This is a genomic window from Gardnerella bivia (assembly GCF_049262715.1).
GTDB lineage: Bacteria > Actinomycetota > Actinomycetes > Actinomycetales > Bifidobacteriaceae > Bifidobacterium > Bifidobacterium vaginale_A.
Window position 1 is genome coordinate 18,460 of the sequence record NZ_CP058399.1, and the last position, 21,197, is coordinate 39,656.

The following is a 21,197-nucleotide window of genomic DNA, read 5'->3' on the forward strand; positions in this document are numbered from 1 at the left end:
CCATTCGCTCTGATTACTGTAATAATCTTAATAAACATATTATTTTTTTTTATCGATTTGTCTAGATTATCGACACTAATCTCTTCTTTTACTAGCAAACTATACTCTTTAATAAACAGCAATGTTCACGAAACAGAAGAACCAGAAGAATCAATATCATCATGCGCATTTAATGCTTCCAACAATATCTTGATAATAGATAAATAAGATAAGCGCCACTGCTGAAACTACCACACCTACCGTCAGAATAAATATATACGACTTCAAAAAGCCATAGAATACCTGAACACATAGGCTCCAAATTCTAAACATTTTTATTAGATTTTATTCTTTGATAGCGTCTCCAACATTTTCTTTCTTTTTTGCAATGCAGATAAAATAGTAAAAAATACAAGAGAAAAAACAAATAGAACTAGAAATATTAAAGTTAATATCCATGGGTTTTGTAATCCAAATCCCACCATAATAGACCCTGAACTTGTTTCATGCGCATCAAAAAACACGCTACCAAAAAGGCCCAGATAATGACCCATTTCCCTACCTTTTGTAAACATAAGTATGATTACTGTTGCAGCTGTTAGAACTGCAGTCAAAATGAACGATAGAGTTATTGCACTAATAATTCGCTTAAACATATTCATAATATTCCTTCCTTTGTGTTGAATTTATACCCATTATTGAGTAAAACATGCACACCGCACCAATAGATAACCATAGTAAAACTGTGATGTTATCAGGCATTTGCCAAACAAATATCGTAAAAGATATTAAAATTACAAGGCATAGTGCAGTAATCATGCCAACCAAGACAGAAAACGGATTATGCTTTTCCGCAGGAAAGAAAATACTAATAGCAATAGATGCTATAAGTGTAATCATACAAATGAATATTGTTTTTCCTACTTCTGCAAGATTAAGTCCTTTTATAGCACTTATTGCTAATACAGGAACACCTATTACAGATTCAGCTAAAGCATATGGAGCAAATAGATATAAGTACAACCGACATGGACTCAACTTATGGCGATAAGTCTTATGTATAGCTTCAGTCGTTGGAAGAGCATAAACAGCCTGAGTAGATATAATAGCTAACCAATATGGTGGATAATATCCATGTATACCAAGTACAACAATAGATAAAGTTATAACAAAAAATGTAGCTAACAGAAACTCACCACTACGCACTATAGCTTTCAGATGGATAATGAAAAGACTAGGAGAATTTCCAAGTGGAATTTTGAAGAAGTATTTCCAGCGCGAATGTTGATTAGGCGCCACAATAAGAATGACTAAAAGCACAATCACAGCAGAAACAAGAAAAACAACCCCTGCTGTTAAAACACCAAACTTATCATATATCAGAACAAAAAATCGAGAGAATCCATAGTAGGTTCTGCCTTCATAGAACGCATCAAGAAATCTATTGGATTCACGTTGTACATACATATAAGCACCGAATAGTATGGATCCAAAGAAGCAAGGTATCAGAAAGCTTCTCCATCTTTCTATGTGAAAAACCTGTAGAAATCTATCAAATCCAAGATATATAACGTCCAACAATAAATAAAGAATTACTATTTGACCAATAATTCCAAAAAAAATTTCTGGGAATGTTTCACACCCTCCACGTATTGCCATCGAGAATGTCAGAGGGCCAGATACAAGCGAAACACAAGATAATACTGTTATAGCTTCAAATATTGTGTAAGCTAAAATTCTCTGCTTATTTGTTACAGGAAGAGTATGCGTTAATTCAATGAGCTTGTCTGCCTTCATGAATAAAACACGTATAATTATGAAAAACAGTAAAACCCACAGTCCTACAGTCATCGAAATGCTTTGACACACAAGAGATATCGCTTTACTGCTGAAAACCATTCCACGTACAACAATAAATGTTAGGAAACAATAACCAGCATAACTTGCCAAAGCTGTAAAAAACAGAAGAATTTTTGCACAACTAGATTGCATAACCTTGTGTAAAAACAACCTTCTAGCAAAGAACAGAAACAGAAAACGAACTAGCCTGAGAGTATTAGTATTCACTACCCTCACCGCCCAATTGTGGAATATTTGCTTTGACAAATGCATCTATAGATCCATATTTTGACACTAAAGCTCTGCACTCTTCATATACCAAAATTTCACCATGACTCATTAGTGCAATATGATCAGCAATTCTTTCCAGCATTGATAAGTTATGGGTACAAATAAGAACGCCATTCTTTTCACAAACCATATTGCGAATATCAACTTCAAAGTTATAAAGAGCTTCAATGTCAATACCATTAGGAGTCTCATCAATCATAGTTAGAGGGCGAGCAACCATTATTGCAGCGATTAACTGAACCTTTTTCCGCATGCCATGTGAATAATCCTCTATCAAGTCATCCCAACGATAATCCATCTGATATCTACTAAAAAGTCTTTGAACCTCAAACACGTCACATTGCATTCCATACATATTATGGATGAAACGCAAATATTCTAAACCCGTCAAAAACTCAGGTAAATAGTCATTAGACGCAAGAAGAATTGAATCCTTCTTTGCTTCCTTAGTTGTACTAAGATTCCCACAGACAGTAATCTTTCCCGATCTTGGTTTTATAAGATCACCAGACAATCGAATAAGAGTGGATTTCCCAGATCCATTAGGCCCAATAAGACCAGTGACTCCACCAAAATCCACAGAAAATGAAAGATTTTTTACCACTTCGTGAGCACTATTATATCCAAAGGATAATCCCTTTATTTCTAGCGCTTTTAGCTCGTTCTCTCCGGACATAAACAAAACCTTGCTTCAACAGTCTATTTGCATTCAGTATATACTGAGGTGTATCAAGTGTGTAATTAGGTTAAGAGGAAGCAGACATGCACACTGAAATATAACAATATAATCTAGTTAGCCCAAAGAGGTAAATCCCGCCAATGATTCGGTGCCCCAGTTCGTTCGAAAGGGATAATCTTATTGTGAGGAAATGTTTCAAGGGTATTAGCTAAAAGATTACCGCCTTCTAGTCCTAATTGGATGTTAAGGAATTGAATAATACTTATCTGCCCAAATAGCCTGTGCGTAAGAGTGTTTACTGGCGTCATAAGCTCATGGTCTATTGGCTTTGGCTTGATATCAAAACCACGATTAAAAAGCCGAGCATGATGAGCAGAAAGGTTACGCAGTATGTTCAAGGATTTCAGCGTTGATTCTAACTGCGGAGCCGTCATCACACACAAATTCGCAATCTCATTGCGAACCTTGTTTGGACTAAACCTATACAGGTGAGAGAGCATACCCCAATCCATGATTTCAACTGCAACCCACACTGGTAGTTGACCGTCATATTTATCGCGATGATGAGCTACAAAGTCTTCTTGTGAGTTCCTCACAGCTTCTTTATATTTGGAAAGCCACACTTCATATTGGGTTTTATGTGGATTCTTTTTGTAAGCTGCACGCGCCACAGCATTAAGCTTATTAACGTCCATATGCACAAGTGGATCCACTTTCCCCAAGTGGTAACCTAAAAGAGCACGCAAAGCCAGTTCTATAGGCGCAAGGGTTGTAAACACAGCACTTCTAAGTCGAGCATCAAACTCATACAATTTAGTGCATAAATCCAAAGATGTGCCGGGCTGGAAATTATCTGTGGGTTTGCCAGAATTAACATCAATAATGCGTGCCGAATACCAGTATCCAGAAAGTCGATAGTAGTTACGCGTCTTAAGTATGTGACTCGCTTGTGTGGTATTTTGGATTTCCATGCCACGTGAGAGTAATAGCTTTACTTGATCTTCATAACTTTTATGGGGCTTAATCGGCTTACTGGTCACAACTCCTCCCAACGAAAAGGACCAGCCCTGGACTCCCACCGAAGCAGGTAGCGGAACTGGTCTTGTTGATTGTTATAGTAACACGCACCTTTGTCAATCGCGGGTAAGCGGCAAAAAAGTGTGTCTAAAAAACCCGAGTTATCGTTGAAATACCAAGGAAAGCTCGCTGTCATTAAGCTAAAAAGCTTAACATTCAGCATTACGTGACATTTTCGTAAACATATGCTCGCGCATAGGAAGAAGGAAGAAGAATTTCCAGAGACCCTAACGTACCATAGTATTCTTCTATGGAAGACCTTAAAAAGCTCTGTTGCAAGACTGATGTACAACGTTAAGTTCACGAACGCTTATATTATCACCCTCACTCTTATCGACGCTGAAAGTCACTTATTTCTTTCCGAGCCTCCACGCTTTGAGCACTACTTCTATTACTCCGTAAGTCAATGCGGCCAACGGCCAAACAATCCAACTTTTTCCCCAATCGGACGTAATGAAACTGTAGGCTAAATAAATGAAGATAATTATAAGCCAGTAAGCTTGGAACAATAACCTAATCTTTGCAGGATAGACAATCTTTTTCTTCGGTTTCAGCAAACGGTAATAGGACGAGCGGACAATATTCGCCTGTACGAATAAATAAACAGCTGCTGCCACCAGTACAATAGCGATAACTACAAAAAAGCCGGATGAAAGTTGATAAAATTTCGGCACTGTATCCGAAATTATAAGAAAAATAAAGGCAACCATACATAAAACGACACCGATGACCGTCCGCAGCACATACGACGGCATGAACCGTTCCAAGCGTTCTTTGAGCACACTGTCAACGCCATAAGCCGTTTCAAAGTCTTCTTTTTCCAAATATTGATAACGCTTTTCGTGGAAACTCTGAATAATAAAAATAACTACAGCTACAGTGATAATCGCAACGCTGAATGCTAAGCCCATAGTTTTACCGACTTGCGCATTTACTGTGGGAGAAAGCAAAAGATTACTACCGATCAACGGGATTGCTGCCAGAATACAAAGAAGAACGCCTAGAGCAACATAGGCGGCAAATGATATTCTGTGAGCAATATAAGCGGAGGCTTCTTCCAGCTCAATTACCCGCATGCGAACGCCGGCTTCTTCCTGGCAGGCATTTTCATCTGCGTTGACGTTCTTCCCCATAACATCAATTTCATCTTTTACCAGAAGATCTGTACTAACACCAAACAAACGGCTCAATGCAATTATCCGTTCCATATCCGGGATACTTTGTGCGCCTTCCCATTTGGAAACAGCTTGGCGACTGACGCCCAATTTGTCCGCCAATTCTTCCTGCGACCAACCATTTTGTTTACGCAGTTCCAATATTTTATCTGCTAAAATCATAAAAACATCTCCATTTCAAACTCTAATTCATCATAATCATGGTGAAATTATATCTGAAACAGCAGTTGCGTAGTAGCAAGTGCGATTGACAATTGCCATTGAAAGCGCAATTTCTGCCGACAAATGAGCGCAACCGACCTCCAATTCGTTTTCTCTCATGTTCGCACCACGCTTTCCAATCATCTTCACGAACGCAAACAAGTGAATCCGTTACAGACTGCAAATCTTCACCTTCATAATATTCAACAAGCAACTTCTTAAACTCAGGAACCTTATTTTCTGGAATAACTAGTAAGCCTTTACCGTGAGAAATCAAATAATGTAGGGAACTTTTTTAATATTATTGCAACGATTTGTTCCCCAAAACATAAGCAACTAAAGCACAATAACACTCTTCGCTAAATTTAAATCTATAGCAATTTAAACCAGCACTTAAAGGATTTCCTCCCAATTTTTAGGAAATCCCATAAAATCAAATTTAAACGAACCTTCATATTTAGCAAACGTATTTTTCAAGTCTTTCAAAAGAGAACACCACTGTTCATTTGCTTTTAGCATTCTTTTAGTAATTAAAAGTACATGAAATATTTTATTTTGTTTCCTTTTATATTGAAGATTCTCTTTATAAAGGCGCGGATTTTCTTTTAAAGGCATATTGTAAAGTCTGGTATAGTGTGCACAAATATTTCTTACTTCTACTAAACATAAAATCCAGTTTTTTAAATATTTAGGATCAGTATTGTAATAGCGAGATATATTTTTTTGATCTTCAGTTTTTAAAATGCTAAACAATGAAGATAGACTCCCAAAAGACATTAATTCCACAGAAACCCATATAGGAAATTGACTATTATATTTTTCTATGTGATGCTTAACAAAAGGTTTATTTTTTGTCGTTCAATTTCTTTATTCAAGCTTTTTATAAGAATAGAGTAAATAGATTGCCCTTGTTTATTTGTCTTGTAAACAAAATTAGTCTCACTCATCAATACTTCAGGACCGTATTTGATAGATAAGTAATAGGTAATCTGAGTTCTAAGTTCTATCTCAATTTGCTCTATAGTTCGCATTAGATTATTTTTAAATTGACTATCAAAGCAATAAAGATTAAATAGCTGTTCTATGCTAACAGTGTCTTGATAATGCTCCTTGTTATTAGCATTCTTCAACCCTACACCATAACCAGAAAGTCTGTAATAGTTGACTTTCTTCAAAATTTCTTTTGCAAATTCAATGTTAGAAATTTTTAAATGATGGTCATTTACAAGTCTTGCAATTTGTTGATCATACGTTAAAGCTGGCTTCAATGTCATACGTATACTCTTTCATACAAAAAGCCCTCTCCGTGGTCCGCATGTAGAAGAACTACATTAAGCGTGGAGAGGTTCTGTTAATACGATTGTATCATGGCGCATTTATAAATCAACCTAATCAGCCTTAGACATCAACACAACACTCTCGACGTGGCACGATAGGTCCGGATTGATGTCAGTCATAAGGAACCTATTCAGACTAATACGAAATGTAGCAACATATCTCCGTTTGTTAGTGGAAACATATCCACAAATTCTATAGCAGAAAATTCTTGATACATTCAGCTATCCATATCACGGTCTGAACCTCGCCCATCCAAGGAAAAAGTTCAACTTTTTTATTTGTTTCTACTATTTATAGTGATTCCAACATAAAAGTCAAATCTTGCGAGGAACCGCCCTCGCCTCAACCTTGTCCGTTCTTCCTACAAAAACAGGTCAACAGATATTTTTCGTCCTAACTGATAGCCAGGTTTCCATGCACTGGAACGAATGGTTATTCCATCTTTTTTCTTTTTCAAATAAGAGACCTACTTCTTCGATAAATCACTCTATAATAAACAATGAATGAATTTCTGTATGCTCTCATCGCCCATGACAGCGATTATACTTCTTCCCACTTCCACATGGACACAATTCATTGTGGCCTATCTTCTTCGGCCAATTTGCTCTTTCCTGAACCATAATAGGAATTTTCCCGTCATACATAAGTTCAAGTTCCCTAAGACGATATAAATATTCAGAGACTCCCAATATAGCTTGAAACATACACATTGCCTCATTTTCAAATTCAAGCAAATATTCTGTTTTCTTTTTCGTTCTATCTTTCGGATTAGGAATATAAGTTATCAGCTGGTCTACTGAATTGTATTCAACTCGCTGGATTACATAAACATATCATCGTTCCAAACGAGTTTTACCAAGTCAATGAGTACTGCTATTCTTTCAGTAATTTCATTCTTACCAAATAAAGCATACGATTTGAAGCCAAGATTATTATCTAAAACGAACTTCTTAAATTGGGGATTATTCTGATATGCCAGATCACCAAGTGATTCCGTATAGATATTTCCTTCAAAAGAAGCGACCAAGATTTTCTTGGTCGCTTCATGTTCGCATAACACTCAAATGATTCATAACGAACTAGCTTTACAGTTAGATAATTCACCTTACTTGTACGCTTTTCCATTTAAGGAAACTAGAGAATCAAATAATTGTGTTTCAGCTAGAATACTATCAGTTGGAGTTCTTTCCGTTATTGCAAGTTCTTTATACTTACTAGTAATTCCCTTAACAGCTTCTAATATCGATGGTTTAGAAACTTTGGAATCACTTTTCCTATACTCTTTAATTAAATCAGAAACTGCAAAAATCCCTAATTCCTTAAATTTCTGAGTTCGGTCATGATCATTCAAAGTTTCATTATTACTGATTCTTTCAACATTAAACCTTGTATTGTTTACTTTTTCGTCATAAGCCATCCTAAACTCTAACGAATTTTTCCAACCATAGTCAGAATTGTAAACAAACTTTTCACCAGTTATGTCTTCAATAGCCATAGCTAGAATATATTCATAGCATCCAGCATCTCTACTATCATAAATAGCATCGTAAAGAGGTTTAATTGCCTTCAATCCTAGCTTCAATATTCTTTGATAGTTTTTCGAACTCCTAATGAACTTTCCTGGATGTGCCTGCATAGCCACTTGTGGATTAGTCTTCGTCTCAGTTTCTAATTCCACCATCAACTTATTCATGGATCCCTTTATATCATCTAACGTTTCAGCATAAGCCACATTTACAGGCATCAGTTTATGAGCTATATTCCCACTATTCTTTGATGCTGGATTATTTCCAATAATAAAAATTCCAGTAAATACAAATAGAACCAATAAAAATACAATTCCTAACGAAATATACACTTTTTTCTTAGACATAACATTACACCTCCTAGAATTCTATATTCTTAATTTGTTGTACACTCTCGTAGTGTAGAATGTTATCCTAGTTAAGTACTCATAAAGATTGAATTCTAAATATTTCGTAGCTTAACGTTAAGATAATCTGTTATATCTTCGTTCTCTAAATGATTCATTCACTGACTAAACAAGCTTACTATAATAGTATTAATTTAACATGTTATATCATTTTTATCAAGATACAAATTCAACTTAATTAGCTAATTTATTTCTACCAATTACAGTGAACGCTCCCGCACGGACTAATCGGTCATATCTTTCTTTTTGAAATGAGTATGGCTTTTGGTTTTCCGTTTTTAAGGACAAAAGCAGCTTCATCATTATCTGATAACTTAGTTATGATTTTTGAAGATTGCCCACGTAAAAATAAGGATTATAGGACAAAAAGTGTGTAAGAAATCATGCCTCATGCATTGCAATACAAGCGTTTTGCGGTAATCGAATCTATTTTCTGCACATTCGACACCCGGACAAAACGTGTGTAAAAATAAACTCATAACTATTACGGCAGTAAGGCTCATAACATATCGAATGTGGGTTATTCTTCATTTGTATGAATAACCCATTATGTAATAACTGTCATCATAAAATGAGCAAGAATGGTCACACTAATGCTGGTACTACTAGATACCGTTGTCCTAACTGTGGGGCTTCTAAAAGTAGAACATACGATAAACAATCAAGCGATTTAACAGTTAGTTTAAATTGGCTTTTATCTAATAAAACTCAAGATAAATATTCCTACGTGAGTTTCACCTACACGCACGACAGAATAAATCGGGCTTGACACTGCAAAATCATTCACAAGCATCAAGCCCAATACGTCAATTGCCGATCATTGCAACCATTTTGGATTCACAGCTGGAATTCCCGGATATAAATCCGTATTTTTCTGATCTGTCAAATAGAGAAAATCTTTATTAACTTTTATTTTTTTCAATAATTTTCCAGTCTTCCTATCAAATCGTTCGATAACAAAATCTTTCAAATCAGAGGTATCGGTAATCGATGGTATACGAACTATTTCATGGTTTCCTACCAGCAAACGGTAGTTGACGCCCGCTGACGACTCTTGACGCGTAGCTTTATCTAACAATCGGCGAAGAACACCTGTTTGCGCATCAAGAGTAAACACTCGTCCATTCTCGGTATCAACAATATGAAGAAGCTTTTCATCGTATGCCTGTGCGTTTATGTAGCCAGCAATCTCATAATAGACCGTGGTCGGACCATACAACACTTGACCTTTGCTGTTCTTCAATGGAATTGTTGTTATTTTACCAGTTTTCACATCCCATCGCACAAGAAAATGTTCCTTAATAATTTTAACATCATCAGCAGAATCGCTGTGTTCTACTGCCATATCCTTTGTGCGAGCAGACGATGGACCATACGAATATAAGAAAGTAATCACACCATTGTTGCATCGTGGGCTATAAGCAGCATCAATTACTCCTGTAGATTCATTTTGTCCTTGATATAATTGCTCACCCACCATGTCTTTTTCATGGTGCCGCGATACCTCATGTAGGCCAACATTTGCTTCATTGACCATGCGATACAATACAACTTCATGCTTTTCTGTTTGAGCAATTGCATACGCTTGATTGCCACAGGTAGAACAAGTTTTAATAAATAGGCTCTCTGAAAATTGTATTGGTCGCTGCTTACTCTCACCTTTAGAAGTCGTAGAAAGAATCTTATATGTTGTTTTATCGCTAGGCTTCATCATGCTTTCGTCATACAGATCAACAAAACCGCCATTAGCAAGAGAAAATGCAAAATTCTGACGTTGCACCTTTTCTATAGAGTTTACCGTAGGTTTTTCAGCGTTCACTGGTATGAAATAACTATCACGGGAATCTGTATAGTGAAGCGCCTCAGTATTCCAAATTGGCGTTTGGCCTTCTATATTGCTCACCTTATGCAGCTTAAAACTGCCATCTTCATAAACAATTGACATAAATGCGTTGCCCTTGGGAATAAGAGATGTCTGAGGGTTATGCAGCGGGATTGCAGCAACCGCATGCTGCAACCGAAGATTTTCAAATTTCTCCGAATGAGCAAATACTGTATATTCTGTCAATAAAACCCCATGAAAGACACCTATAGTAACGGCTGCAATTACAGCAATTATACCTATAACCCCGAAAATCCAGACTACTACTCTATGAGTTTTATTCCCAGTTGTGAATGAAGATTGAGGTGCAGCATTACGCACATAATCATCATTCACTCTCTTGTGAGCTTCAGATTCATGAATAAATTTTTTCCACATAATGACCGCACCTCAACTACTGAACATATTTCTTTTTCTATAAGAAGGCATACTATGCACCTTTACAATAGTGAAACACCTTGCTCTTATGATACGCTTCTATGAAAAAAAAATGCAATACTCTTTCCCTCATAAACGTAAAACATTCAATACAAATAGTAAATTATTCTAACATAAACGATAGGAAATCCGAAATGAAAGTTAATAACACTGACAAAATATTGCATACAGGAAATACAAAATAAATCGTTGATCACGACTTATTTATCAACAAACGAAACGCCAATAATTTACCTAAACACCGTTCTATCAGCAACGATATTTGCATAAAATCGGCGATATCTCTAGACAATAAATAATATCGCCGATTCTACGTTTTAACTACCCTTAAAATACTGTTTTATTTATGCACGGCGCGGATGGCATCGATGAGCGCGGATCAAATATTCCTGGCTGTCGACCAGCGGACGACCTTCCTCATCGCACGAATGGAGCGTATACGTGCCATCGCCATCCATATGCCAGGAGATTGTCGAATCTGCCATCCGCAAGTCAATGTATTGAATCAACGCTTCGATCTGGATTGAGTGAACGGGTAGTATTTCTACACTTTTTGAGTGCCAAGTCACTAATATAATTGTAATCTTGATAATATTATGATACTTTTTTGATAAAAGGAGGTTGATACTATGATTAATATTCGTCCAGTTTCCGATTTAAGAAATAAATTCCCAGAAGTAGAAGAAACAGTTATAAATTCAAATACACCAGTATTCCTTACAAAAAATGGTTATGGAACTATGGTTCTAATGAGCATCAAACAATACTCTGCTCTCACCGACAACATTGAAAGAAAACTCGATGAAGCAGATACTTTTGCCGCAAACACTTCTACGCGTCTTTCTAAAGACAACGTCTTTGATAGCGTAAGGAGAAGGATTAATGAGCAAGAACACGTATAAATTAACCTTTCTACCACTATTCAAAGAAGATTTATTAGAAACAGTTGACTATATAACCAATACACTGCAAAATCCAAAAGCTGCTCACAGACTTGTTGACGATATAGAATCAGCAATCGATAAACGACTTGAATCGCCCCTCTTATTTGCTCCTTACCAATCATTAACAACACGAGAACACCCCTACTACAGGATTAGCGTACGCAACTTTTCTGTTTTTTACGTTGTCTTGGGCGACACTATGGAAGTGCGCAGACTTCTATATTCAAAACGAAATATTGACGCACTACTGGAATAACTATTCCTAGTAACTATCATTATTATGCTAACGATTATTGAAAAAGCTATCGTTAAAAATTAAGATTGAGGGTGCGGACATTTTTAGACAGCCACACCATTCTGGAGACGAAATGGATAATATAATTATAAAAGAAGCTGTACCTGAGGATGCACTTGCGAGAATAGAATACTCAAAGAAAATCGGAGCGGAAACAGATAATTTGTCATTTGGAGCAGAAGGTTTTCCAATCTCTGTCGATGGAGAAGCAGAATACATTTGTTCGATTTTGAAAGATGAAAAATCATGTTCATTTTTTGCATGGAAAAACGGAGAGATTGTTGGAGATGTGAGCTTAAGCGCATTGCCAAGGAGAATGAATCATCGAGCAGAACTTGGGCTTACCGTTTTGAAATCAGAATGGAACAAAGGACTTGGAAGCCAACTTCTACAAAAAGCGATTGAATTTGCCAAGTCAAATGACATAGAAATTATTAACTTAGAAGTGAGAAGCGACAATTTGAGAGCAATCCATGTTTATGAGAAATTTGGCTTTCGTAAAATTGGAACATCTCCAGCGTATTTTAAAATTGCAGATTCATATATTGATTTCGACATAATGTATCTCGATTTAAGATAGACAAATCCTTATTTACCGTGTCCTTCTAAGCAACAGCTACTAAACTCTTTATCGTTTTCTGTAAATACATCTCATTTAAATCTCATCATATTTCTTTTTTAATTTATCCATATTATCAAGGTCAATCCACTCCTCGCTAAAACCACAGGCAGTGCAAATATACCTATCAACAGGTACTGCCGACATAATTGTATGGCCAGTCATAATATTATTTCCAGTCCCATAAGCCCCAGCAGATCCAGGCACAAATATAATTTCACTTCCCCCACACTTTGGGCATTTTTTCGTATTTTTCATAAATCCTCCTTTTTAATCTAATAATGTTCTTTTTATTGTTTTGAAAAATTTCATAAAAATAGGAAGGAACACATACCTATACATCAGGTATATATTTCTGCCAATTAAAAATTCTACGTGAAAAGAGACAGAACTACATTGTCTGTCTGTTTGTTTGTCAAAGATTTTGCCAGTTTTTTTCATGGCTTGTCAACCTTTTATGCTAGCTTTTCTTGAGTTAATTATACAAGAAAAATCTATATTGACTAGCCTTCATATATTGTATATTTGTTATTTACTCGTCTATTTTCATTACACTCCTATCAAGGAAGATAATATCAACCTTTCCATCTTGATGCACGGTTAGATAGTCAACCATGCTAAGTCAGACGTTTTCATCGAGCACAGTTAACAAGTCCTGTTTTTTCAAGTCCTCGATAAAATATTCAACCTCGTCACACCTCGCTTGCTTGTCGACAATGCTAGCTTTTACTTCCTTAAGGCTTGATTCTACAGTATTAAACCTGTTCACTAGACTCGTATATTTTCCTCATACTCATCCTGGTTCTGCAATTTCCGTGCATTTTCATTGATACAGTTGTTAATCTTTTAACGATTACCCTAACTAATCACCAGCTAAACAGGACGGACATTGAGCCTGACTTTAAGATTCATAAAAAGAAGTGGCTATTACTGACAGAGATCAGTAATAGCCACCCAACGTGAGATATTCAACTATTGACTTGAACCAAACAAAATTCAATCAGTCTTTCGAAGGACAGTCTTAAGCGAGATTACTGTGACACCAATAGCAAAAGAGGTAAAACCAATTCTAATAGCAAGTGTGCCACCCCATATTAAGGCAAGCAGCATCGCGATTAAGGCAACCGTCAAGCCGAACATCGCCACTTCACGGCAAAAACGAACTAGCTTGTCCATTCCAAAACCTCCTCGTGCACATACTAATAATCAGGTTTCACTTTACCTTTTGAGCTATACTTTCCCACTTCACAGGGTGGGTGCAAAGTGTCGAATCGACTTGCATGGGCGCTTTGACAGAGCTTGAAATTGCATAACGCATTTCAAGCTCCTTCAAAGCGTGATTTGGCTCAAATGTAAAGTCCAGTGGACTTTACATGCCAAATCAGCCGAACGGCTACTAATAGCCGTGCGTCCCGACCTGCCTTTTCGCTTAAAGCGTAGCACGAAAATGCACTTCGATTCGCTGAGCTTGCTCAAAGTTGAAAGCACAGTGTGCTTTCAACGCAAGCGAAGTACGTTAACATCCTGTGCACTCAATCCTAGAGCATTGATATCTTCCCTCATACAGAAAAATCACGTTCAAAAAACTTGAAAACCCAGCTTAAAGCTGCTTCGCATTAAACCTTTTAACGATAGCCCTCACTAAGCCTTGCTGCACAAGGGCAAAAATGCACCCACCTATTAAGCCCTTGACATCAATACGACAGTCTCACGTGTATCAAGACTACCCTTATGATAACCATGCATCAATAAAAGAGCCTTAACGTTCATTGCAGGAGAGAAACTGGCAAGGGGAATGTCGTATGATGATAAAAGTCTAAGGCACTACAAACTGGGATTTGGATTTTACTTAAAATTGTATTATTTTATTAGCGATATCTTCTACAAATCGCTTATCGTGTTCCACAAATATGAGTGTAGGCTTTGCTTCTTTTATAATTTCCTCAATCTGTATTCTTGATATTACATCTATATAATTCAGTGGTTCGTCCCAAACAAATATATGAGCTGGCTTTGAGAAACTTACAGCAATTAAAACTTTCTTTTTTTGTCCATCACTATAATTCTTCATATCCATTTCAAATAATTCTCTTGAAAAATCTAATTTTCTTAGAATTGTTTTACACAATGTTTCATCAACATCTTGCTTGTGAATATATTCATTTAGGCTACCTGTTAAATTAGATGTGTCTTGAGGAATATACGAGATTTTTAAATTACCTGCTAATTTTATCTCACCTGTATACTCGTGATTTATACCTAATAAAATTTTAATCAAGGTTGATTTTCCGCTACCATTACCACCATATATAGCCACTATGTCGCCTTGCTTTATCTCGAAACTTACATTATTTAGGATCTGTCTCTCTCCATAGCATGATGATAAATTGCTAACCGATATTAGAGGATTTTTGTGATGATGTAGCGGATGCAGTAATAGACTTTCCTTTATTTCGATATCTTTTAGTAAACTCTGTTTTTCTTCTATTGCCTTGTTTTGTCTATTCTCCAAATTCTTAGATTTTTTCATCATCTTGGCTGATTGATGACCTATATGTCCTTTATCTGGTTTTATACCTGATACTTTCACACCATTTTTAGTATTTTCAATTTTATCAGACCAAATTTGACTTTGTCTTGCAGCCTCTTTTAATCGTTTAATATCTTTTCTTAATCTCTCATTTTGACTAATTTCAAATTGGTCTTTCATCACTTTGTTTTCATACCATGATGTAAAATTTCCCGATTGGACATCAATAGAATTCCTGTTAATAGAAATAACATGATTGATACAACCATCTAAAAAATCTCTATCATGAGATATAAGCAAAAATCCTTTTTTACTTTTCAGATATTCACTTACAATTTTTCTTCCGTCCATATCTAAATGGTTTGTTGGTTCATCAATAAGTAAAAAGCCATCTTCTCTTGTAAACAAAATAGCTAAAAGGATTTTTGTTTGTTCCCCTTTAGAAAGCGTTTCAAACTCTCTGTAAACAAGGTTCTCATCTACATTTAGCAAACTGAGTTCTCTAAATAACTTCCATTCTTCATCATCTGATATTAGTTCTTTATATAACTCAATTCCTAATTTTGAAGTATCGCTTATATTTGGTGGAAATTTAATAAATTCAACATCCTTGCTTATTTTACCTTGATAAGTTTCTTGATTTAAAAGTAACTTAAATAGAGTTGATTTACCGATTCCATTTCTTCCTATCAATCCCGTTTTCCAGTTTGTATCAAAGGAAAACGATACATTTTTAAATATGGGTTTTACATATCCATAATATGAGAAAGTGAGGTTTTCAATTTTAATTACTGACATAAAACGCCTCCCTAAATTATCATTTACCGCCCGGGTGCAAAGTGTGTGCACCTTTTAACGTTTAGTTTTTCATGTATTACTACGGTTATCACTGCTTTGCTTTTCAGTCATTTCAATTCTCGATTAGGTAATTTTCCAGTTCTCAAAGCGACAGTAACAAACTCAACCTCTTGCAAGCACTTCTCGCAAAGTTCATAACCTTCATTGAAGTTCACTCTTGACCTAAATGTGCTAGCAATGAATTCGCATGGTGAGGTGATCCTTTCAACTACACCGCACCGTTCGCACTCAGCATACACATTCCCATCCTTAATCGGAATAAACATTCCATGATCTTTCTCATTTCCCATGACGCTAACATCTTCGAAATCATCAAACTTTACATAGAGCATATACGGCTTCCTCCTTTATCGGTATGTCTATATACGCTCTAATTCCAACTTATATCAAGTTTTATTGCTTCTTTTTTGATCTATATGTCTGCTACTTCGCAATAGCTTTCCCATTAAGACAGTGCACCATGTAATGCGCAAATCCATCGTTTTTACAATTTACCTTCTTCTTATCAGAAACCTCAGTGACACCATTCTCACAAACTACTTCAAGACATGCATCCTTGGTGATTGTTCCTTCTAAAATACTCATGCCATTTAACGTATCAAGCGTACAAACATGAGTTACTTCTACGTTTGTTGCTGAAGCCAACCCATTATAACATTTAAGAAAGACATCATCCGCCTTCAAATTAACAACTTCTACCTTGCCATTGTTCACTTCTACATAAAGCTTACCAATCTCAATATCCGTGATGAGCACTTGATTAGAATCAGATTCAACCTCACAAACTTCCACATCATGTGGCAAACTCACAACAATTTCAGGCATACCCTGAGTAAGCCACCTCACCCAATTCGAAGCTGAGACTTTTTTAGTTTGAATAAGCCTTATAACATTTTGCGCTTCCTCAACCCTCAATATATCTTGTTCACAGTTAACAAAGCTCACACCAAAGGTATCAGCACGTTTCACCGTTAAACGAACATCTTTCGTCTCTGCGATAAACTTCTTATTATCCATTCCTTAAGCACCTCCTCGTGCACATACTAATAATCAGGTTTCATTTTACCTTTTGAGCTATATTTTCCCACTTCACAGGGTGGGTGCAAAGTGGGTGCACTTTTTAACGTTAACATCCTGTGCACTCGACCCTAAAGCGTCGACATGTTCCCTCATACAGCAAAATCACGCTCAAAAACCGCGAGAACCCAGCTTAAAGCCGCTTCGCATTAAACCTTTTAACGATAGCCCTCGCTAAACCCTGCTACATAAAGGCAAACTTGCACCCACCTAATCAGCCTTTGACATCAATACGACAGTCTCGACGTGGATTGAGAGAACAGGTAGTATAGCTACACTTTTTTGAGTACACACTATTGATAGTGGGTACACTTTTTAACGATAGGAAAAGCTATCGTTAAAAGGTTTAAGATTGGCTTAATAGCTTGATTCTTGAGCATAAAAAACAGCCTAGAGAGGATTCCCCTAGGCTGACTTTTGTAACATTTCAAACACTCACAGTCTTTTGGCTTTTACGATGCCCTTTCAATATCCACACTAATCTCTGATTTAAAAGTTATACTGAACCTGTCCTCGTAAACTTTTATTTTCTTGATGTACTTTCTTACCAGCTTCTCGTCATACTCACTAATATCGTGACTCTCACTTTTCAGAAAATCTTCCATTTCTCTGATTCGTCTTTTAGCATCTTCTTGACCTGCTTTTTCTATAAGAAGCTGCTGTTTCTTAACTTTAAGCTCATCAATCTCATCAGCTATTTTCGTGTAGTCTTTTTTAGCTTTAAGCAAGGTTAGCAGTATCGCTTGTTTATCTGCAATTCTTTTATCAACCGTTTCAAGCTCGTTTAAGTTGTTGCCCGCGATAATTTCTCTAATATTGTTATTCAACGTATCCAATACTTCATCCGGTATACTAAACACCTTGTTTATGGCTTTCACTGTAGCAGACTGCAGCTCTTCCTCTTTTACTGTCGGAGCATCACAAGCACTAGGACCATTTTCCCATCTGGTACAACAACGCCAAACAACAGAACGCACTCCTCGATTGTTCCAAGCAATTCTTCTGTAAACATCCCCGCATTTAGAACAAACACATAAGCTGGATAAAGCGTACTTACTGGAATAAACTCTCCTTTTTTTATTCTCCTCACCACTAAACATGTTGGCTCGTCTTACCATTTCTTCTTGAACTTTAAAGAAAATATCTCTTGGAATAATAGACGCGTGGCTATCTTTTACATAATACTGTGGTTCTGTTCCATCATTTTTTATACGAACATGGTTAATAAAATCTGTCGTGATGGTTTTTTGTAAAAGAGCATCACCAATATATTTTTCGTTTTGCAAGATGGTTTTAATATTAGACAAGTGCCATTTTAAATGCCCGGCACCGTTTTTAACACCGTCTTTTTCAAGACCCTCCGCTATATCTCTAAGGCTTGCTCCTTCTAAATATTCTCTATAGATTCTTCTTACGACTTGTGCTTCCTTTTCAAGAATTACAAGATTCCCTTCATCGTCTTTTGTGTATCCTAAAAACCAGTTATGGTTGATTTGCACTTTGCCTTCCTGGTAGCGGAACTTAAGTCCAAGCTTCACATTCTGAGAAAGCGACGCGGATTCCTGTTGAGCTAAAGAAGCCATGATAGTAAGCAATAGTTCTCCGCTTGCTTCCATGGTGTTGATGTTTTCTTTTTCAAAAATGATTGGAATGTTTTTGTCTTTCAACTGTCTAACAAACTTTAAACAGTCGATAGTGTTTCTCGCAAAACGGCTAATCGACTTAGTGATAACCATGTCTACTTTGCCACTCATGCAATCGTGGATCATGTCGTTGAAACCGACACGTTTTTTCGTGCTGGTTCCTGAAATACCGTCATCAGCGTAGATGCCGGCAAACTCCCAGAGAGGATTTCTTGAAATATAATCCGTATAATGCTGAACTTGCGTGTCATAACTTGTTGCCTGTTCTTCACTGTCAGTACTAACACGACAATACGCTACTACTCTTAACTTCGGCTTATCTTTATGCTTATCTACCGTATTCCCCGCTATTTTTCTTGGTGGAATAATTGTAACGTTGGCACTCATTTTACACCTCCCTTGATTTGACTGTACGCGTATGCTGCTTGCCGATAAGGATCATCGTATTTCTTTTCTATAACGCCTATTTCGTACGCGAAATTTGTTGTAATTAAAGGTTTTAGCTCTGTTGTACGAGGTTTTCTTCTAAAATTGTTGGCTCTTAACTGCTGAACTTTATAAAAAGTTTCTTCATCTAAAAGACTCGGGTAAAGCGATGTTCCTAAGTACGTTTTATTTTTCAAAATATTGCTAATTACAGAATGTGTTTTATCAATGTTCACCGCTCGAGCCGTTTCAGAAATCGTTCCAAATTCTAAGAATTTACGGAAAAGTTCTCTCACTTTTTGAGCTTCTTTTTCGTCTATAACCGCTTTACCGTCTACTATTCTGTAACCATATGGGATGTATGCCATGTTTCTTTCACCTCTTCTTCTAAGTCCAATCCGCATTTCAAATGAAAAATAAATTCTGTTCTGCTTTTAACTACGACATCGTCTACGAAATCTAGAAAATTCTCGTCCTTAAACTCGCTAAATACTTCTGTGACGCTTACGAACCGTTGAAGTTTTTGTGCCTCGTTTAAGTGCGTTAAGTTACCGTTTAAGCTGTTGGAAAGCTGAAGTTTTTCCTTAAGACAAGTATCTATTTCCGTTTGAAGCTGATTGCTTTCCAGATAGTAGGAATCCATCTCAATGTAGCCACCGGCTAAAAGCTTACTGAGTACTTGCTCTTGTTCTTGCAGCTTAAGCTTTTTTTCTTCGAGTTCGATAACCTTGTTTAATCCGTCTTTATTATTCACGTTTCTTAAGCTTTTTATGAAAGGCGTTAATATTTGAGCGTATGTTGCTTTGAGCTTGTTAAGCATTTGAAGAAAAGCTAATTTAACATACTCCTCTTTTACAGCTTTCATAGGGCAGCATTTAATTTCACGTATATGCTTGGTACAACACCAAACAACATAGGCTCCATCTTTTTTATACCGGTCGTGTTTCTTTAACCTACTATGGCAATTACCGCAGTAAAGTTTTCCTGAAAACACATATCTAGCAAGGTATTTATTACTACCGCCGGTAATATTTAGTTTTAATTTTCTCTTCTGTCTCAGCTCATGCACAAGATTAAAAGTTTCATGGCTGATGATAGCCTCGTGGTGGTTTTCAATAACATACTGTTTTTTCTCGCCACAGTTTTTATGGCGGTTAAAATTATCATCCGTGTATGTTTTCTGAAAAATCACATCCCCTGTGTATGTTTTATTGTTCAAAATAGCGTTCACGGTAGTCGAAGACCATTTAGCTCCTCTTTTCGCAGGAATCTTTTTAGCAGTCAGCTCATTAGCTATCACATGCCCGCCTTTACCTAAAAGTGCCATACTAAAGATGTCTTTTATAACCTCAGCTTCCTTTGGAACGATAATCATTTTCCCGTTCTCGTTTTTATAGCCATACGATGGGGAAGAAATGATATAGCTTCCGTTTTCGAACCTTTTTTGAATTGACCACATGCTGTTTTCCGAGATAGATCTTGACTCGCTTTGCGCAATGGAACTTAAGATAGAAAGCATAAGCTCCGAACTCATATGCTCGGTATCAATGTTTTCTTTCTCAAAATACAAATAAATACCGAGACCGGTAAGTTTTCTAACTATTTCAAGACAGTCAACCGTGTTTCTTGCAAGCCTACTAATAGACTTTGTAATAACCCTGTCTATCTGACCACTCTCACAGTCCTTAAGCAGTTGTTTAAGACTTTCACGCTTATCGATTTTCGTGCCGCTAATACCCTCGTCAAAGTAAAGCCCCGCATACTCCCAGTACGGATTAGACTTAATATAGTTTTCGTAATGCTCCTTTTGCACTTCTAGACTGAGAAGCTGTTCATCACTGTCGGTAGAAACTCTCGCATATGCTGCAACCCGTATTTTTCTAAGAGAATTATCCGGCTGTTTGGCTTCCAGTTTTGTTATCATTTTCATCATCTCACCTCACTTTCTTACAGTCATATACATCACTCTAAAA

At 36.6% G+C, this 21,197-nt stretch carries 22 protein-coding genes and 2 pseudogenes; 4 read left to right on the plus strand and 20 right to left on the minus strand.

Going from position 1 to position 21,197, the window contains the following annotated elements; translation table 11 throughout:
* Window positions 1–317: 317 nt before the first annotated feature.
* From HXT27_RS00130 to HXT27_RS00175, 10 genes are all read right to left on the minus strand, one after another.
* Window positions 318–641, minus strand: coding sequence for a hypothetical protein (locus HXT27_RS00130; RefSeq protein WP_103043188.1), 324 nt, complete (start codon window positions 639–641; stop codon window positions 318–320).
* Window positions 628–1,776 carry a hypothetical protein gene (locus HXT27_RS00135; protein ID WP_233186100.1) on the minus strand — a complete coding sequence of 383 codons (1,149 nt, stop codon included), beginning with the start codon at window positions 1,774–1,776 and terminating at the stop codon, window positions 628–630. Before HXT27_RS00135 ends, HXT27_RS00130 begins: the two co-directional genes overlap by 14 nt.
* 259 nt (window positions 1,777–2,035) lie before the next feature.
* The gene (locus HXT27_RS00140; protein WP_103043190.1) at window positions 2,036–2,785 is read right to left on the minus strand and encodes an ATP-binding cassette domain-containing protein; all 750 of its coding nucleotides are present in this window, start codon (window positions 2,783–2,785) and stop codon (window positions 2,036–2,038) included.
* A 113-nt stretch (window positions 2,786–2,898) separates the two neighbouring features.
* The gene (locus tag HXT27_RS00145) at window positions 2,899–3,828 is read right to left on the minus strand and encodes an Abi family protein (protein WP_103043191.1); all 930 of its coding nucleotides are present in this window, start codon (window positions 3,826–3,828) and stop codon (window positions 2,899–2,901) included.
* Between the two features lie 387 nt (window positions 3,829–4,215).
* Entirely contained in the window at window positions 4,216–5,202 is a 987-nt protein-coding gene (locus tag HXT27_RS00150; protein ID WP_103043192.1) for a helix-turn-helix domain-containing protein, read from the minus strand.
* Between the two features lie 22 nt (window positions 5,203–5,224).
* A complete protein-coding gene (locus HXT27_RS00155) occupies window positions 5,225–5,518 on the minus strand; it encodes a hypothetical protein (RefSeq protein ID WP_103043193.1) in 294 nt (97 codons plus the stop codon).
* A 116-nt stretch (window positions 5,519–5,634) separates the two neighbouring features.
* Window positions 5,635–6,027 (minus strand): Abi family protein, encoded by a 393-nt coding sequence (locus tag HXT27_RS00160; RefSeq protein WP_369803137.1) that lies wholly within the window; start codon window positions 6,025–6,027, stop codon window positions 5,635–5,637.
* 35 nt (window positions 6,028–6,062) lie between these two features.
* The gene (locus HXT27_RS00165) at window positions 6,063–6,515 is read right to left on the minus strand and encodes an Abi family protein (protein ID WP_199172718.1); all 453 of its coding nucleotides are present in this window, start codon (window positions 6,513–6,515) and stop codon (window positions 6,063–6,065) included.
* A 585-nt stretch (window positions 6,516–7,100) separates the two neighbouring features.
* A complete protein-coding gene (locus HXT27_RS00170; RefSeq protein ID WP_369803138.1) occupies window positions 7,101–7,289 on the minus strand; it encodes an SEC-C metal-binding domain-containing protein in 189 nt (62 codons plus the stop codon).
* Window positions 7,290–7,684: 395 nt separating this feature from the next.
* Window positions 7,685–8,452 (minus strand): hypothetical protein, encoded by a 768-nt coding sequence (locus HXT27_RS00175; RefSeq protein ID WP_103043194.1) that lies wholly within the window; start codon window positions 8,450–8,452, stop codon window positions 7,685–7,687.
* Between the two features lie 595 nt (window positions 8,453–9,047).
* Between HXT27_RS00175 and HXT27_RS00180 the strand changes: the two are divergent.
* A pseudogene (locus HXT27_RS00180) lies at window positions 9,048–9,275 on the plus strand (transposase-like zinc-binding domain-containing protein); the annotation flags it as partial.
* 54 nt (window positions 9,276–9,329) lie between these two features.
* On the opposite strand, the gene HXT27_RS00185 reads toward HXT27_RS00180, so the two are convergent.
* A complete protein-coding gene (locus HXT27_RS00185; RefSeq protein ID WP_422113158.1) occupies window positions 9,330–10,457 on the minus strand; it encodes a hypothetical protein in 1,128 nt (375 codons plus the stop codon).
* 1,004 nt (window positions 10,458–11,461) lie between these two features.
* On the opposite strand from HXT27_RS00185, the gene HXT27_RS00190 reads away from it, so the two are divergent.
* The 3 genes from HXT27_RS00190 to HXT27_RS00200 all read left to right on the plus strand — a co-directional run bounded on the left by HXT27_RS00190 (window position 11,462) and on the right by HXT27_RS00200 (window position 12,651).
* On the plus strand, window positions 11,462–11,734 hold the full coding sequence (locus HXT27_RS00190; RefSeq protein ID WP_103043196.1) for a type II toxin-antitoxin system Phd/YefM family antitoxin: 273 nt from the start codon (window positions 11,462–11,464) through the stop codon (window positions 11,732–11,734).
* The gene (locus HXT27_RS00195) at window positions 11,715–12,032 is read left to right on the plus strand and encodes a type II toxin-antitoxin system RelE/ParE family toxin (protein WP_103043197.1); all 318 of its coding nucleotides are present in this window, start codon (window positions 11,715–11,717) and stop codon (window positions 12,030–12,032) included. Before HXT27_RS00190 ends, HXT27_RS00195 begins: the two co-directional genes overlap by 20 nt.
* A gap of 112 nt (window positions 12,033–12,144) precedes the next feature.
* On the plus strand, window positions 12,145–12,651 hold the full coding sequence (locus HXT27_RS00200) for a GNAT family N-acetyltransferase (RefSeq protein ID WP_103043198.1): 507 nt from the start codon (window positions 12,145–12,147) through the stop codon (window positions 12,649–12,651).
* Window positions 12,652–12,726: 75 nt separating this feature from the next.
* Here the strand turns inward: HXT27_RS00200 and HXT27_RS00205 are convergent, their stop codons facing one another.
* The 9 genes and pseudogenes from HXT27_RS00205 to HXT27_RS00245 form a co-directional block, all read right to left on the minus strand.
* Window positions 12,727–12,948: a hypothetical protein gene (locus HXT27_RS00205; protein ID WP_016635346.1), complete on the minus strand. Its 222-nt coding sequence runs from the start codon at window positions 12,946–12,948 to the stop codon at window positions 12,727–12,729.
* A gap of 274 nt (window positions 12,949–13,222) precedes the next feature.
* Window positions 13,223–13,500: pseudogene (locus HXT27_RS00210) on the minus strand (hypothetical protein).
* Window positions 13,501–13,686: 186 nt separating this feature from the next.
* Window positions 13,687–13,866 (minus strand): hypothetical protein, encoded by a 180-nt coding sequence (locus HXT27_RS00215; protein WP_103043199.1) that lies wholly within the window; start codon window positions 13,864–13,866, stop codon window positions 13,687–13,689.
* Between the two features lie 673 nt (window positions 13,867–14,539).
* On the minus strand, window positions 14,540–16,018 hold the full coding sequence (locus HXT27_RS00220) for an Lsa family ABC-F type ribosomal protection protein (RefSeq protein WP_103043200.1): 1,479 nt from the start codon (window positions 16,016–16,018) through the stop codon (window positions 14,540–14,542).
* A 107-nt stretch (window positions 16,019–16,125) separates the two neighbouring features.
* The gene (locus HXT27_RS00225) at window positions 16,126–16,410 is read right to left on the minus strand and encodes a hypothetical protein (RefSeq protein WP_004114737.1); all 285 of its coding nucleotides are present in this window, start codon (window positions 16,408–16,410) and stop codon (window positions 16,126–16,128) included.
* Between the two features lie 91 nt (window positions 16,411–16,501).
* A complete protein-coding gene (locus HXT27_RS00230; protein WP_103043201.1) occupies window positions 16,502–17,095 on the minus strand; it encodes a DUF4097 family beta strand repeat-containing protein in 594 nt (197 codons plus the stop codon).
* Between the two features lie 512 nt (window positions 17,096–17,607).
* On the minus strand, window positions 17,608–19,185 hold the full coding sequence (locus tag HXT27_RS00235) for a recombinase family protein (protein WP_103043202.1): 1,578 nt from the start codon (window positions 19,183–19,185) through the stop codon (window positions 17,608–17,610).
* Window positions 19,182–19,592, minus strand: coding sequence for a recombinase family protein (locus tag HXT27_RS00240; RefSeq protein WP_103043203.1), 411 nt, complete (start codon window positions 19,590–19,592; stop codon window positions 19,182–19,184). The genes HXT27_RS00235 and HXT27_RS00240 overlap by 4 nt, the downstream gene beginning before the upstream one ends.
* Window positions 19,562–21,154, minus strand: coding sequence for a recombinase family protein (locus HXT27_RS00245; protein WP_103043204.1), 1,593 nt, complete (start codon window positions 21,152–21,154; stop codon window positions 19,562–19,564). Before HXT27_RS00245 ends, HXT27_RS00240 begins: the two co-directional genes overlap by 31 nt.
* Window positions 21,155–21,197: the final 43 nt, after the last annotated feature.

Coding starts and splice junctions, on each gene's coding strand:
- HXT27_RS00205 (WP_016635346.1), bottom strand. CDS start 12,948: ATGAAAAATACGAAAAAATGCCCAAAGTGTGGGGGAAGTGAAATTATA.
- HXT27_RS00150 (WP_103043192.1), bottom strand. CDS start 5,202: ATGATTTTAGCAGATAAAATATTGGAACTGCGTAAACAAAATGGTTGG.
- HXT27_RS00245 (WP_103043204.1), bottom strand. CDS start 21,154: ATGAAAATGATAACAAAACTGGAAGCCAAACAGCCGGATAATTCTCTT.
- HXT27_RS00230 (WP_103043201.1), bottom strand. CDS start 17,095: ATGGATAATAAGAAGTTTATCGCAGAGACGAAAGATGTTCGTTTAACG.
- HXT27_RS00175 (WP_103043194.1), bottom strand. CDS start 8,452: ATGTCTAAGAAAAAAGTGTATATTTCGTTAGGAATTGTATTTTTATTG.
- HXT27_RS00225 (WP_004114737.1), bottom strand. CDS start 16,410: ATGCTCTATGTAAAGTTTGATGATTTCGAAGATGTTAGCGTCATGGGA.
- HXT27_RS00235 (WP_103043202.1), bottom strand. CDS start 19,185: ATGAGTGCCAACGTTACAATTATTCCACCAAGAAAAATAGCGGGGAAT.
- HXT27_RS00240 (WP_103043203.1), bottom strand. CDS start 19,592: ATGGCATACATCCCATATGGTTACAGAATAGTAGACGGTAAAGCGGTT.
- HXT27_RS00170 (WP_369803138.1), bottom strand. CDS start 7,289: ATGTGTATGTTTCAAGCTATATTGGGAGTCTCTGAATATTTATATCGT.
- HXT27_RS00165 (WP_199172718.1), bottom strand. CDS start 6,515: ATGACATTGAAGCCAGCTTTAACGTATGATCAACAAATTGCAAGACTT.
- HXT27_RS00130 (WP_103043188.1), bottom strand. CDS start 641: ATGAATATGTTTAAGCGAATTATTAGTGCAATAACTCTATCGTTCATT.
- HXT27_RS00140 (WP_103043190.1), bottom strand. CDS start 2,785: ATGTCCGGAGAGAACGAGCTAAAAGCGCTAGAAATAAAGGGATTATCC.
- HXT27_RS00220 (WP_103043200.1), bottom strand. CDS start 16,018: ATGTCAGTAATTAAAATTGAAAACCTCACTTTCTCATATTATGGATAT.
- HXT27_RS00195 (WP_103043197.1), top strand. CDS start 11,715: ATGAGCAAGAACACGTATAAATTAACCTTTCTACCACTATTCAAAGAA.
- HXT27_RS00135 (WP_233186100.1), bottom strand. CDS start 1,776: ATGAAGGCAGACAAGCTCATTGAATTAACGCATACTCTTCCTGTAACA.
- HXT27_RS00185 (WP_422113158.1), bottom strand. CDS start 10,457: ATGTCAATTGTTTATGAAGATGGCAGTTTTAAGCTGCATAAGGTGAGC.
- HXT27_RS00190 (WP_103043196.1), top strand. CDS start 11,462: ATGATTAATATTCGTCCAGTTTCCGATTTAAGAAATAAATTCCCAGAA.
- HXT27_RS00215 (WP_103043199.1), bottom strand. CDS start 13,866: ATGGACAAGCTAGTTCGTTTTTGCCGTGAAGTGGCGATGTTCGGCTTG.
- HXT27_RS00200 (WP_103043198.1), top strand. CDS start 12,145: ATGGATAATATAATTATAAAAGAAGCTGTACCTGAGGATGCACTTGCG.